The following is a 13,346-nucleotide window of genomic DNA, read 5'->3' as shown; positions in this document are numbered from 1 at the left end:
ATGGCGGCGCTGATCATCGTCAGTGGTTACACCTCGATCAACGCGGTGGTGAAGGCCGAGCTGTTCCCCACCGAGATCCGCGCCCTGGGCGTCGGCTTGCCATATGCGCTGACCGTTTCGATCTTCGGCGGCACTGCCGAGTACGTGGCGCTGTGGTTCAAGAGCGTGGGCATGGAGAGTGGCTTCTACTGGTACGTGACTGGCTGCATCGCCTGCTCGCTGCTGGTGTACGTCACCATGAAGGACACCCGCACCCACTCGCGGATGAACGACGACTGATCGCCCGAGGCACCATTCGATATTTTAGTCATCGAGATTCACCATACACCCGTAGGAACGAACGACTTGCCCACTTCAACCTAGCGGTTTGGCCAGGTCGAAGTTTTGGTGATTACATCTGATCCAGACAGCCGGGGGCAAATACTGCTATTTGGAGCAGCCCCCGGTTTTATCTGGCGGAACAAGCGGGAATTATTCCAAATCATCATCTCTGTGGCGGCTTAGAGAGATGAGCTCATTAAGTACTTCATTGGCTTTGTCGCCAGAAGCTTCACTATATGCCTTGGCAAGCTGATGCGCACCAGTCGTGACTAGTTCGGTTATAAGCTCAGGCAGACGTTGATCCAGTACCGTAGAAAGCTCTTCGAGCAAGCGCAGAGTACCCGGATTTATACGAGCCTGCACCTCCAGTTTCTTTGACTCAACCAGCTCATACACTTCACAAATCGTAATGAGCTTGAGACATTCTTGAACATATCCGTTGAATGGGTTTGTTTCATTCTTCATGGGCTTCCTAACACCTTATTCTTGATTGCAGTTGTGAGTACGGGGGAAGCAATCAGCCTTCTTCCCAATATTGGAATACATGGATTATTGCGATTTCTATCTGCAGGCGTATTGTAACGCAATTGAATTGCGCCAGTTACGTAATGTTACACGGATGAGGTTGTTTAGTGTTGTTTTATTGGAGCGTGCGACGAGTGGTGTATTGGCGCTGTACAATGTCTAGGAGGCGGCCTGATGCTATGTTGGTTATTTTCAAGTCATCTTGTAGATGCGTTACTCTTCTGCCCAAAAAAACGTGATGCACGTCACAATGTATTTTTTGCGATCTCTTAGAGTTATCTCGTTAAAAGAATTTTGACGTCAAACAGGCGCCCTTTCGCGATGATATAAGCCTGCCGGCTGAACTAATGTCATTGAGCTCAGTCTACAGAGCTGACTGAATTTAAGGGGGTGGCTTTCACATATTTTTTGAATATCTTAATCACTAGCTTGTGCGTAGATGATGGCTTTTCAGAGATGTGCCATCTAACAGGGTGGCGCTGGACTAGGGTAGGTGCTGGCTGAGTGATATATGGCGGTGGCTTGTTGTGATGTGGACAGTGGAATCGCGGTGAGCGGTGAGATTATATCGTCGGGCTCGCAAGCTTAATAATTTTCACATCTCGAAGATGTCGTCAGTATACTCGCCTATTGCAGCTTGCTGAGCGCGGGATTGGGATTCAATGATAGCGTCGAGCGATAAATGTGCGAGAACATATAAGTTGGGCGCTATTTATTTACGTCAATTCTATGGTTATTTGTCTTTGAATGGGAGGCCGCCAGCCCGTGGACTAACTCATAGAAATTGAGTCTAAAGCTTGGTATTGGATGAAATTTCCATCTGAGATCAGTGGTTTACTGCTGATCTGTCGTGATTCATTTCTTTGGCAACCGCACTTGCTAGATTCCATTATGCGTCTAGATGTGTATGGCTCGCAATGGAGGCTTATCTGGGACGGGCGGTATGACGTTACGTCGGATGATAACGTTGATGTGGAACTGATCTAATTTCGATTTGTCTTTGATGGGTGGATAAGACTTTGTAGTATTGCGTTCTCGCGTAGTCGGCTAGGCTGCTGCGGCCCTCATTAAAGTTTTAAATTTAAAATAATGATAATGCTGAGAGTGATTGTCCAGTGCAATTTGCGTCAGCGGGCACTGTTGCCTGAGTGCGTTTACGTGGATTTGGCTGGTGCTCCGAGAAGGAGAATATCGCAATTCAGTAAGAAACGTGAGAGGCGCCAATGATAGCAGAAGTCTCCAAGTGTAATGATTATAGCTGTTTTCATAATGATTCTGAATTAGGGTTTTCACTATCTGCAGCATCTTTGCATATGGATATTTTGCTGTACGGCGAAACAGGAACGGGAAAGGACACGTTAGCTAAACGTATCCACAAACTCTCAAAGCGACCTGGGTCGTTTATTGGCTTAAATTGCGCTGCTATTCCTGAGTCGCTTGCAGAAAGCCAGCTTTTCGGGGCTTATAAAGGAGCGTTCACTGGCGTGCTGAGCTCGAGGTCGGGCTATATTGAGGCCTCGAATGAGGGCACTTTATATCTAGATGAAATCGACAGCATGCCGCTTTCATTGCAGGCCAAGCTCTTACGTGTGCTGGAGGAGCGAGGTATAGAGCGCTTGGGTGGCACCAGTTTCATGCCGCTTAATCTGAGGGTGATTGCCTCTGCTCAACGTCCTTTGGCTCCTCTCGTTAAGCAAGGTGGTTTTCGAAACGATTTACTCTTCCGGCTCAATGCTGTGACGGTAAGGCTCCCACCTCTCAGGGAGCGGCGTGATCAAATATTGCCATTGTTTGAGGATTTATGCCGTTCGGCAGCCTTGATTCTAAAGCGAGATTTGAATGTCCTTGATCCTTCAATCGCCAGGATGCTACTTGTTCACTCTTGGCCAGGAAATATACGCGAACTTCAATCGGCGGCTAAGCGTTTCGTAATGGGCGCCTCACCGTTCAACTCGAATATTGTGATGGGGGATTTCGAAGATAACAAAGCTGGGCTAAAGATCCAGATGAGACAAGTTGAACGGACGCTAATTAATGAAGCGCTGACACGCCATGCTGGTCGACTGGAGGCGGTAGCCAAAGAATTTAATGTTCCAAGGCGTACGCTGCATCATCGTATTAAGGAACTTGCGTGTAAGGCTACGTGCTCAAGCGAGCGATCCGCTGCTCGTTAATCAATAATAATGGAATTCCATTTGTTGGGGGTGACATGGAATCCGCTTTCAAGCTGATTTTGATTGAAAATGGTATGCCGAGTTTAGAAATATTAGGGCAGAGTATCACTGAGCTTGGTGTCGATATATTGTTGGTCGGTGAGACGGGCACCGGTAAGGATACTATTGCTCGGCATCTGCATAAGTTATCAAGGCCCCGTGGCCCCTTCGTTGCTATCAATTGTGCTGCAATTCCTGAGTCTCTTTTGGAGAGCGAGTTATTTGGTGTTGCTGTTGGGGCTTTTACCGGTGCGGATCATGCCAGACCTGGTTATTTTGAGGCTGCACACCGAGGAACCTTGTACCTCGATGAGATCGACAGTATGCCAATCAACCTGCAGGTCAAGCTTCTACGTATATTAGAGAGTCGCCAGGTCGAGCGTTTAGGGTCTACAAAGGCTATATCACTTGATATTGGAGTTATCGCATCTGCACAACGAACGCTGGAGGATTTGATAGTGCAGGGTCGGTTCCGGCGCGATCTTTATTTTCGATTAAGCGTGGTGAGTCTTCGTCTACCTTCGCTACGGCATCAGGGTGATCGTGTCGTTAACGTATTCAAGCGCTTCTTGGAAAGTGCTGAAGTTGAACTAAACATTCCTGCACCAGTTGTTGACGCGCAGCTAAAAGAACTACTTCTCAATCACGATTGGCCAGGAAATTATCGTGAGCTCAAGTCCGCAGCTCGGCGTTATGTTCTCGGGCTACCGCTTATCGAAGATGATGCTGATGAGCCTGTAGGTACAGGGCTCAAAGGCCAGCTTCGTGTGATCGAGAAGACTTTAATCCAGCAAGCACTCAAGCGTAACGACCATTGCATTGCGGCAGTAGTCCGCGAGTTAGACATACCACGGCGAACTCTCTACCAGCGTATGAAGGATCTTGATATCTGACGGTGTCAGCTGAATTTTTCCATTGTCATCGCATATTTTTGATATTTTTTGGAACCAATTCGGCAGTCGTCGCCACCTATCCATAGCAACGAGCAAGCGTTGTTATCATTATTATAGAGGATAGAATCATGCCGGATCCGATTAGAGGCACTCAGAACGTTTACAACTCTACCGCCCAGTATTTGGGGCAAACTGAAGCACGACAGGACGCCGCAAAAGGTCTGCGTGACACTTCAACTGACAGCGCCTCTCTCGACGCGATTCGCAGTGAGAATAAGAAAAGCGACGCTCACTCGGCTGAGCTTCAAAAGATCCAGGGTGAAGCCAATCGAAATATACAAAGTCAGAACGTTGCGTCTTCTATCAATTCAGCACAGCAAGATGCGTCGAACAAGTCGATCAGCTCCGCTGCTCAGAACGCCAAAGGCATCAGTTACTGATTGAAGCCCTTTCCTAGCTAGAGAGGGCGTAATGATCTGATGGAGGAGGTGTTGATATGAACATGGTTCTAAACAATCCGGCCATGGACTCTAGTTCTTTGTTCGGAATTAAGGAAAAGCCTCGACAGCAACAAGGCTACTCTCAGGGGCTAGACGATGTAATCAAGCAACTAGTGCAAGCCCTTCTCAAGGGGAAGGATTCCGATTCCGGTCTCGGTCAGATGATCAAAGAGCAGTTGTCGGGCGGTTCGGCGGGGGCAGGCGGCGCGCGGGGCGGTTTAGAGGAGATGCTGACCAAAATCCTCGAGCAGCTTATCGGTGAGAAGTTGGGCAAAGACTTTGGTCAGCCTAAAACTGGTTCTAGCGGCAACCAAGGCGGTGCATCTAGTCAGCCTGGCATGGGCCAGTCAGGGGGGGCTGATCTGCTGGAGCGGGTACTCAGCGGTCTGGCCAAGTCATCGCTGGACAGTATGTTGAAGCCGGACGGTGAAGGTTCGAAGTTTGAACAGAAAGACGCCGGAATGATGCAGGAGGTCGCCAAGTTCATGGATGCCAATCCTAAGCAGTTTCCTCCTCCTGACTCCGGGTCATGGAGCAAGGAACTGATCGAAGATAAGCATCTGAACAAGAGTGAAACCGAGGCATTCAAGTCTGCACTCGGCATGATCGGTGGTCAATTGGAGGCCAAGGCTTCAGGCCAGGCACTGGGTGATGCTTCATCCCAAGGAGCCGCACCTGGACAGGACTTGCTTGGAGGTGCTGGTGGGCTTGGCAGCACCTCCGGCAAGACCGGCAAAGGGGGGGGGGATGCCCTGAAAGAGCTAACCGAGATGCTTGCCGGAGTAATGGACGGGTTGCAGAACCTGACCAAGAAGCTCGACATGCAGAACCTCGGGCAAGGTGCAATGGATGCCGCCAACTCGATAGTCAATCTGATGTTGCCGGGCGGCAAGTAGCAAGCTTGATCTGCGATACCGCTGGCCCCGTACTCATGTGTACGGGGCCGAGCGCTTTGACCGCGCTGCAATGTGGCCCTTTTTTTTCTGGAGTTGAGTTTCATGAGTATTTCGGGAAACGGCGACCTCACAAAAGTCGCCAAGAACAGTGCGTTTGAGTTTGATCAGGGCTTGGTTAACGAGCCTAGCCAGGCTGACATTGAACTCTTCTCTTCGCTGATGCGCGACAGCGGGGCCGATGCACCGACTAAAAGTGGCGCCTTTCTGGCCGACGTGGTCGGCGAACGAATGGGGTCGGTTGACCGGCTTTCGCAGGATGCCATGCGCAGCATGAAGCAGGCTGTTATGGATAACGACCCTACTGCGGTATCGAAGATGAGTAGGGCATTGTCGCAGTATTCGCTGGAGATGGCGGTGACCACCAAGGTGATCAGCAAGGGTAGTCAGGCCGTTGAAAAATTGACCAACATGCAATAGGCCGCCGTTGTGAAAAAGGGTTTAGCTCTCTTGTTATGTTTGTTAATTCTGGCGGGTTGCAGCGAACATACGGACTTGTTCAGCGGGCTATCCGAGCGGGATGCGAATGACGTGATTGCCTCTCTGGGTGATTACCGTATCGAAACCAGCAAGCGAACGGAGAAGACCGGGATCGTACTGTCGGTTTCCAGTAAAGACACCAATCGCGCGATTCGAGTGTTGGAAGCCGCTGGCTTGCCGCGGCGTGCACGTACGAGCATTGGCGAAATTTTCAAGAAAGAGGGCGTAATCTCGACTCCGCTGGAGGAGAGGGCGCGTTACATCTATGCGCTTTCTCAAGAGCTTGAGTCGACCTTGTCACAGATAGATGGCGTCATTGTCGCGCGTGTGCATGTCGTGCTGCCTGAGCGAATTGCGCCCGGCGAGCCTGTTCAGCCTGCATCGGCGGCGGTTTTCATCAAACACTCCAATCGCCTTGAGCCGGATGCGGTGCGTCAGCGTATCCAGATGATGGTAGCGAGCAGTATTCCCGGGATGGCCAACACGGTTGCGACAGATTCTGGAAAATTCTCCATCGTTTTTGTGCCTGCGACGGCTTTTGACAATTCTGAGCCGCTGGTTAAATTTGGCCCCTTTCTGCTTGAAGAGCATCAGTTAGGGTTCTGGCAGCGCGCGCTTTGGATTGCTCCAATGCTGGGTGGATTTTTGCTACTAGTCATCGTGCTAAGCGCGCGGGCTGATTGGCGAAGGGCACTCCTAGGGCGTGTTCTGCCGCAGCGCGCGGCGCCTACCACTCTGCCGAGCCGTACCTGATGGATGGGGTTGCAGAGTATTGGATTCGCTGGTGGTTTGCTGCTGGCGAGGAAGTGCAGCCCCTGTGGTGTGCCGAGCCTGTAGGCAATCACGAGGGCTTGGCGCTGTGTGCGCCGATCAGTCGTCATGAGCTCATAGCACATAGTCGAGCCGTGCAACTGCCGCAGCCACCCGAACCGCATGAGGGCTTGGTGCGCTGGGTTCGCCTGCCCGAGGCCGAACAGGCGATTGCGTTGTGCCTAGTGGAGGCTATCTGCGCACCACAACAGTCACTTCCCGAATCGTTGGTTGCTCACGAAGTCTGGTGTCGAAGCGTGGCTAAGGCCTTGAGACCTGGGCTTTGGTTACCATCCGCTCCGTTAGACGCGCGGCTACTGTTGGGTGCGTGGATAGGGCCGCAACGTTGGATGCGGGCTAAACAACAATGGCCATCGTCGACCCTTAGCCAGCTGCCTCAGGGTTTGCCGAGCAATCGCTTGGATGCGCTGTGGTCCTCGGTTCTCTGGCGTGCTTCACGAGGAGGCATGCATGCTGGTCAAGCGTAGGCTGCCCATGCATTGCGATGTGCTGACTCAGCCGGTGCTACGCCGGGAAGTCGTTGAAGGTTTCTTGCGTGCCGAGGCTCTGCTCGAACAGGCGCAGCAACAGATCGATGAGCTTCTACTGGCCACTGACCGTGAGTGCAAGCAGCGATTGGAGCAATCTCAGGCGCTTTTTTGGGAGCAGGCGAACCGTCATTTGCAGGCGCTTGACGATGAGAGCGCGGCGTTCAAGCGCGAGGCGCTCTCCAGTGTCGAGCGATTGTTAAGTCTGGCGCTGTCGCGCCTGCTTGACGATACCGATTCCACTCAGCGTATCCGGGCTCTTCTGCGTAATCTTTCCGAAAGTCAGGCCGCTCGAACTGCAGCAACGCTGCTCTGCCATCCCGAACAGGCTTCAGCTGTGCGCACTTGGCTGGCTGACTCACGGCTCGCCGCGTTCTGGACTGTGCAGGAGGATGATGAGGTATCTGCGCAGGCGCTACGCCTCAGTCATGCCCAGGGAGCGCTCGATATCGATTGGGGGGCGCTGCTAAACGGACTGCTCGGCGAGCCGTTGCGGCCGCTCTCTGAAGCAGTAGAGGAATCCGGTGGAACCCAGCCCCATAGTGATGCCACTCAAGAGCATTTTCAGCAAGAGTGAGAGTAGATATGACCAGTATCAATGCGATACGCAATAGCCTGGATCGTGCGCACCAGAATGCCAAGAGCGGATTGCAGGACGCGCTGCGGCAGGCGGTTGATACCGGCAGTCTCGAAGATTTTGAGGCGTACAACGATGCTGCACGTCGCGCGCAACTGACCAGTAGCGTGGTGGGCGAAGAACTGCGCGCCCAGCATGGGCTGACCAAAGCAATCATTGATGGCATTCAGTGAGTTTACCGAAGCGCTTCAGGCTTGGTGTGATTCTGGTCATGAGGGCAACCTATCGTGTTGGGTCGATGGCGCTCAATTCCAGATTACTCTGCTCGGCAGCGGACTACGTTGCAGCTTGGAGGTGTTCGAAGGTTGGGATCGAGATCGTCTAGATGCACTGCTGAGCGAGGCTGGTGCAGGAGTGGCCTGCGGATGCCGAGGAGCACTGGCTTTCGATCCCCATGCCTACGCCCTACTGCTGGTCGAATGGTGTCCGCTGCCCGTCAAGCAGGTACAGATTCTGGGGTGTCTGGAGGGCTTGGCAAACCAGCGCGCCGCGATGCTCAGTCTAGCTGATGCGCGCGAACTGAACAATTTCACTGTTTCCACCCCTTAGGGCATTGAAGCCCGCACATTGGAGTAAGAAATGCGCAAGGCCCTGATATGGCTACCTTGGTTATTATTAGTTGTTGCGATGCCTGCGCGTGCTGTTCCGCCTGAAAGCTGGAAGCGTACGGCTTATGCATATGATGCTCAGCGAACCGAATTGATGACTGCGCTGGGTGATTTTGCGCGCGAGTTCGGCTTAGCGCTCGATATGCCGCCAATGGACGGTGTGGTTGACGGGCGTATCCGCGCCGATAACCCCCAGGGCTTTCTGGATCGACTCGGTCGCGAGTATCATTTTCAGTGGTTCGTTTTCAATGACACCCTGTACATCAGCCCCACCCAGGAGCAGACCTCCGCACGCATTGAGGTCTCCACGGAGGCAGTGGACGACCTTGAAGGCGCGCTCGAGAAGATAGGGCTGCTGGATCCCCGTTTCGGCTGGGGACTTTTGGCGGATGAGGGGGCCGTGCTAGTGCGTGGGCCGGCCAAGTACGTACAGTTCATTCGCGACTACGGTGAAAAGGTTGAGAAACCAGAAGAGGCTGAAAAACAGGACATTATTGTGTTTCCCCTCAAATATGCCAATGCCGCCGATCGCAGCATTCGCTACAGAGACCAACAGCTCCAAGTCGCTGGTGTTGCGCGCATTCTCCAAGAGCTACTAGAGACGCGTTCCCGTGGCAGCAGTCTTGCCCTTGATCCTGCCCAGGGCGGCTCAAGCGTTGGTGGGCTCGGGGGGGGCGGTGGTGGTGCCGATTCAATCGGATTGGCATACGATGCGCTGAGCAATATGGATAGCCCCGTACTGGGATCTGGTATTGAGCGAGGGCTTGGCATGACGCCGTCGTCCAACTCCGGGAGCCGAAGCAGCAATGCCAGCAGCAGTGCCAGAATACGCGTCAGCGCGGATGTACGTAACAACGCGGTGCTGATCTATGATTTACCTGCTCGCAGAGCCATGTATCAGAACCTGATCCAGCAGTTGGATGTACCACGCAATGTGATCGAGATCGACGCGGTCATTCTCGACATTGATCGAAACGAGTTGGCGCAACTTTCCAGCCGCTGGTCATTCAATTCCGGAAGTTTGAGCGGCGGTGCCAATCTGTTCGAACCTGGAGCTCCATCGACCTTATTCATCCAGGATGCCGGACGATTCTCCGCCGAGCTAAGGGCTTTGGAAGGCAAAGGTAGCGCCTCAATCATCGGTAATCCCTCGATTCTGACTCTTGAGAACCAGCCCGCTGTCATCGACTTTAGTCGCACCGAATACCTGACCGCTCTGGCAGAGCGCGTCGCCAATATCGCGCCTATAACCGCGGGTACTAGCTTACAGGTCATCCCTCGATCTCTCGACCACAACGGTCGATCCCAAGTGCAGCTGATTGTTGACATCGAAGACGGGCAGATCCTTGAGTCTCAGATCAGTGAAGACCAACCATCTGTTCGCCGCGGCAATGTCAGCACTCAAGCGGTTATAGCCGAGCATGGCTCTCTGGTGATCGGTGGGTTCCACGGCGTAGAAGCCAACGACAGGCTCAACAAAATCCCGTTGCTTGGCGACATACCCGTGATCGGTAAGCTGCTGTTCCAATCGCGTAGCCGTGAGTACACGCAGCGCGAGCGGCTGTTCATTCTCACGCCTCGCCTGATTGGTGACCAAGTCAACCCTTCGCGGTACGTGCAACACGCCAATCCTCACGATCTGGATCAGCAGATGAAGGAAATACAAGGCCGTCGAGGTACAACTGAACGCCCTACGCGCAACGATATCCGCCAGGCATTCGTACAGCTAATCAACGGCACATCGCCGAGCGGATTTACTGCAACTAAGGCCGCATTCGAGCCTGACACGCTTTGTCAGCTTGGTCAGGAGTTGTCCATTGCCCCTCATCACTCGCAGTGGTACGCCCGTAAGGATTGGGGAGTCGCTGTAGTGGCGGTGCGCAATGATTCGGCCAAGCCGGTTCGTATCGATGAAAGCCGCTGCGGAGGCCGTTGGGTCATGGGAGTTAGCGCCTGGCCACATGCCTGGCTGCAGCCTGGAGAGGAAAGCGAGGTTTTCATCGCAATGCGACAGCCCAAGGCCCTCGACACATCTCTCGAGCTACGCCCCTCGCTGCTAGGGAAAAAGGACAAATGATGAATCTTCGTTCACTAGCAGTACTGTCAATGTTGATGTTGCTAGTTGGCTGTGCGAGCCAGCAGGGCTGTGCAGGTAAGGCGTGCACGCGGCCAGACTCCACTTCTCGAGAACTGGTGATTTGGTGGCCTGAGGAGATGCGACAGGGGCTCAACGAGCAGGATCGCAACCTTGATCGCGATTATTCAGTCACTCCGTTGGAGGACTAAGCCTTGATACGCGCCTCCGAAAAGCAAAAGTTCCTCGAGCACGCGGCGGCTGAGAGCAGCGCGGTCTGGCCTCTTGCCTCCGGCGTGAAATTAGTCAGTCGTAGTGATCATCAGCATTGGGGAATTGCGTTGCACTTAGAAGTCGAGGCGCTTGCGCCGGATCAGTTACGTGACATGCTAACCCGGCGCTTTTACGAATCGGATCGCTATAACCAGTTCTTCCTGTTTCTCAACCTGCAGTTAGAGCTCGTCGTATGGCGTGCTGCCCAGTTACCTGATCTCGATGTGGCCTCCCTAGATCATATTTGTCGTGAGCAGCTAACACTGGCTGGGTTGGATCACTTGCCATAATGTACGGCCATTTTCGATCAAAAAGCTTAATGACCACCGAAACCTTTGGTCTTACATAATAATGGCCGTCATATCGCGGCCTTGCCTGCTTGCGGCTCTCTGTGGCTTTGGGGGGGATTGGAACAGCCACGGGGCAGTAGCATTGTCCCATGCCAGCTATATTTAAATATGGTTTTCAGGTTTTTTGACTAACTTGTATAGATTACGTATAGAGCACAAATTAGTGCATTGTTGATCTAACACGTTCTTTTAGTTAGTCCATCCCGGTACACCCGTTGCTATCCTCTTGGGGAACCGTACACCCTGTTCTCGCCACCCACTGATTCAGTCAGGCGCTTATAAGGGCTTGAAATCATCGGCGAGCTAGGGCCAAAAACGGATGAATTCCCTCCAGTCAGTTATACCAGCACACCTTCGAACCTTGCCAAGCAGCGGCGAACTGTTAGTAGCAGCGTCCATCTCAAGGCTACCACACAGCCATTCTGACGTACTGTTTCCTGCAGTTATAAGCCTGAATGCCCAAAGGGCTCTGGATCAGGCTGAAGCTCAACCCAATGACTATCACCGGCTCCTGGCGCTGCTGGCCAAAAATGGCATCGCAGAGAGCAAGCTGCATATGCAGTCGTATCAGGGAGCCGACGCTCATTTTGGGCAGAACATGACTGTACCGGGCGGAGAGTCGGCCAACTTAACCATTCGTGCACGACTAAACGAGCAGGCTCAATACGATATTGTCTGTATTGACCTGCACATGCCAGCCTTCGGTAGTACTGAGTCCATTTATCTATCAGGCCCCCCAGCCGGCGCCGCGCGCGACAGTGCTTCTCCGCCATTAACACCCACTCACCCTGCAGCATCCGATTCTGCGACCGAAGTGGCTGATGCCATGGTGGTGCAGAACAACCCACCTAGCCATTGCGGTACTTTATCGGCTGCCCTGTTGAGCCATAATGCCCTGCTAGCGTTAGATCAAGTTGAGACCCAACCTAACAGCCGCCACCAACTGCTGGCACTGCTAGCCAGAAATGGCATCAGTGACAACGAGCTGCGCATGCAGTCGAATCATGGAGCGGACGCCAACTTTGGGCAGCAGGTAACTCAATCAGATGGAGAGGTAGCAAACCTGACCATCCGTGCACGCTTAAACGAGCAAGCTCAATATGATATTGCGGGTATTGACCTCCATATGCCGGCCTTCGGCAGGACTGAGTCCATTCATCTTTTGGGGCATGCTGCTGCCGTCAGCCGCGAAAGTTCTACGCCCAACATGGGTGCCGGCCAGGTACCGCCGTCTACTCATTTGGCTGCGCACTATTCACGCAGCCAGCTAACTGAAGCAATGGTTCGTCAGAACAAGCCGCAGAATTATTCTGCTCCTCTACCCTCAGGTGCATCAGGCAGCACACAAACCATGGCCTTTTCTCATTTGGGCTCGGCAGCAGAAAGCTTAACGGCCAGTGGATCTGGGCCTATTCGAACCCAAGCTACTCGGAATGCACTTAATGGGCCCTACCCTGGATCTACCCGCTCGGGTGCAACTGGCTCGCAAGCACGTGTGCGGCCAACGGACGATGAGATTAGGGCGCTAATAAGAGGTCCTGACGGGAACTTGAGAACCCATAGAGAGGTTCGTGACAAACTATATGCCCTCGGACGAACGGCGAGCTCTAGTCTCATTCATTCTATCTTCCAGAACTTGGAGGGTAGGCGAGTCTTGCCAAGCGCATCCGACGGGGAAATTAGCGCGCGTTTGCGAAACCCGGATGGGACATTGAGAAATGAGAAGGATGTCCTCCGCGCTCTGCATGCTGATAAATTGGGAGCACGTGGTGAGCGGATCCGTTCTTTGATCAGGCAGGCTCCGGACAATCTGATGAGGAGAAGCGCAACGAATGACGAAATTAGGGGACGTTTGCGAAACCCGGACGGGAAATTGAGAACGCGGGATCAGGTCTTCGAAGCCCTGCACGCTGAGAATTTAGCCGCGGCGAATGACCGGGTTCGTTCTCTGCTTCAAGAAGCATGGGCGCGCCAAGCTAGCCAAGCTTAACCGACAGCAGATTAGCATCCAGTTAAGAAAGTCCGGCGCCACTTTAATAATCCCACAGGAGGTATAGTGGTCTGTCCCGTAGCCAGTGGACAGGTAGTAGAACTACTGCTCCAATTTCGCCGATCAAACTCCCTCTGACCGAGATAGCCCAACGTCAAGTGGCGAGGGCGG

General features: G+C 53.1%; 14 protein-coding genes and 1 pseudogene. 14 read left to right on the top strand and 1 reads right to left on the bottom strand.

Annotation, left to right across the window (positions count from 1 at the left end):
- A pseudogene (locus ACT9T4_RS26110) lies at nucleotides 1-279 on the top strand (MFS transporter); the annotation flags it as partial.
- A gap of 192 nt (nucleotides 280-471) precedes the next feature.
- Here the strand turns inward: ACT9T4_RS26110 and ACT9T4_RS26105 are convergent.
- A complete protein-coding gene (locus ACT9T4_RS26105) occupies nucleotides 472-786 on the bottom strand; it encodes a hypothetical protein (RefSeq protein WP_499119753.1) in 315 nt (104 codons plus the stop codon).
- A gap of 1,283 nt (nucleotides 787-2,069) precedes the next feature.
- Between ACT9T4_RS26105 and ACT9T4_RS26100 the strand changes: the two genes are divergently transcribed.
- The 13 genes from ACT9T4_RS26100 (at nucleotide 2,070) to ACT9T4_RS26040 (ending at nucleotide 13,175) form a co-directional block, all read left to right on the top strand.
- Nucleotides 2,070-3,020 (top strand): sigma 54-interacting transcriptional regulator, encoded by a 951-nt coding sequence (locus ACT9T4_RS26100; protein ID WP_499119752.1) that lies wholly within the window; start codon nucleotides 2,070-2,072, stop codon nucleotides 3,018-3,020.
- Between the two features lie 74 nt (nucleotides 3,021-3,094).
- Nucleotides 3,095-3,952, top strand: a complete 858-nt coding sequence (locus ACT9T4_RS26095) for a sigma 54-interacting transcriptional regulator (protein ID WP_499119757.1) — start codon at nucleotides 3,095-3,097, stop codon at nucleotides 3,950-3,952.
- A gap of 128 nt (nucleotides 3,953-4,080) precedes the next feature.
- Complete coding sequence (locus ACT9T4_RS26090; RefSeq protein WP_499119750.1) at nucleotides 4,081-4,392, top strand: type III secretion system major pilin HrpA; 312 nt, start codon at nucleotides 4,081-4,083, stop codon at nucleotides 4,390-4,392.
- A gap of 56 nt (nucleotides 4,393-4,448) precedes the next feature.
- The gene (locus tag ACT9T4_RS26085; RefSeq protein ID WP_499119748.1) at nucleotides 4,449-5,348 is read left to right on the top strand and encodes a harpin HrpZ family protein; all 900 of its coding nucleotides are present in this window, start codon (nucleotides 4,449-4,451) and stop codon (nucleotides 5,346-5,348) included.
- 102 nt (nucleotides 5,349-5,450) lie between these two features.
- The gene (gene sctI, locus ACT9T4_RS26080) at nucleotides 5,451-5,825 is read left to right on the top strand and encodes a type III secretion system inner rod subunit SctI (protein ID WP_499119746.1); all 375 of its coding nucleotides are present in this window, start codon (nucleotides 5,451-5,453) and stop codon (nucleotides 5,823-5,825) included.
- Nucleotides 5,826-5,834: 9 nt separating this feature from the next.
- Complete coding sequence (sctJ, locus tag ACT9T4_RS26075; RefSeq protein ID WP_499119743.1) at nucleotides 5,835-6,638, top strand: type III secretion system inner membrane ring lipoprotein SctJ; 804 nt, start codon at nucleotides 5,835-5,837, stop codon at nucleotides 6,636-6,638.
- A 528-nt stretch (nucleotides 6,639-7,166) separates the two neighbouring features.
- Complete coding sequence (gene sctL, locus ACT9T4_RS26070) at nucleotides 7,167-7,820, top strand: type III secretion system stator protein SctL (protein ID WP_499119740.1); 654 nt, start codon at nucleotides 7,167-7,169, stop codon at nucleotides 7,818-7,820.
- A gap of 8 nt (nucleotides 7,821-7,828) precedes the next feature.
- Nucleotides 7,829-8,053, top strand: a complete 225-nt coding sequence (locus ACT9T4_RS26065) for a type III secretion protein (protein ID WP_499119738.1) — start codon at nucleotides 7,829-7,831, stop codon at nucleotides 8,051-8,053.
- A complete protein-coding gene (locus ACT9T4_RS26060) occupies nucleotides 8,040-8,429 on the top strand; it encodes a type III secretion protein (protein ID WP_499119735.1) in 390 nt (129 codons plus the stop codon). The genes ACT9T4_RS26065 and ACT9T4_RS26060 overlap by 14 nt, the downstream gene beginning before the upstream one ends.
- 30 nt (nucleotides 8,430-8,459) lie before the next feature.
- Nucleotides 8,460-10,565, top strand: coding sequence for a type III secretion system outer membrane ring subunit SctC (sctC, locus tag ACT9T4_RS26055; protein ID WP_499119734.1), 2,106 nt, complete (start codon nucleotides 8,460-8,462; stop codon nucleotides 10,563-10,565).
- Nucleotides 10,565-10,774 carry an HrpT family type III secretion system protein gene (gene hrpT, locus ACT9T4_RS26050; RefSeq protein WP_499119755.1) on the top strand — a complete coding sequence of 70 codons (210 nt, stop codon included), beginning with the start codon at nucleotides 10,565-10,567 and terminating at the stop codon, nucleotides 10,772-10,774. The genes sctC and hrpT overlap by 1 nt, the downstream gene beginning before the upstream one ends.
- Before the next feature lie 3 nt (nucleotides 10,775-10,777).
- Nucleotides 10,778-11,125, top strand: coding sequence for a type III secretion protein HrpV (locus ACT9T4_RS26045; RefSeq protein ID WP_499119732.1), 348 nt, complete (start codon nucleotides 10,778-10,780; stop codon nucleotides 11,123-11,125).
- A gap of 379 nt (nucleotides 11,126-11,504) precedes the next feature.
- Nucleotides 11,505-13,175, top strand: a complete 1,671-nt coding sequence (locus ACT9T4_RS26040) for a hypothetical protein (RefSeq protein ID WP_499119731.1) — start codon at nucleotides 11,505-11,507, stop codon at nucleotides 13,173-13,175.
- Nucleotides 13,176-13,346: the final 171 nt, after the last annotated feature.

Source organism: Pseudomonas sp. SZ40 (genome assembly GCF_052958135.1).
Note: the sequence above shows the minus strand (reverse complement) of the source record. Positions and strands in the feature narration are given on the sequence as shown.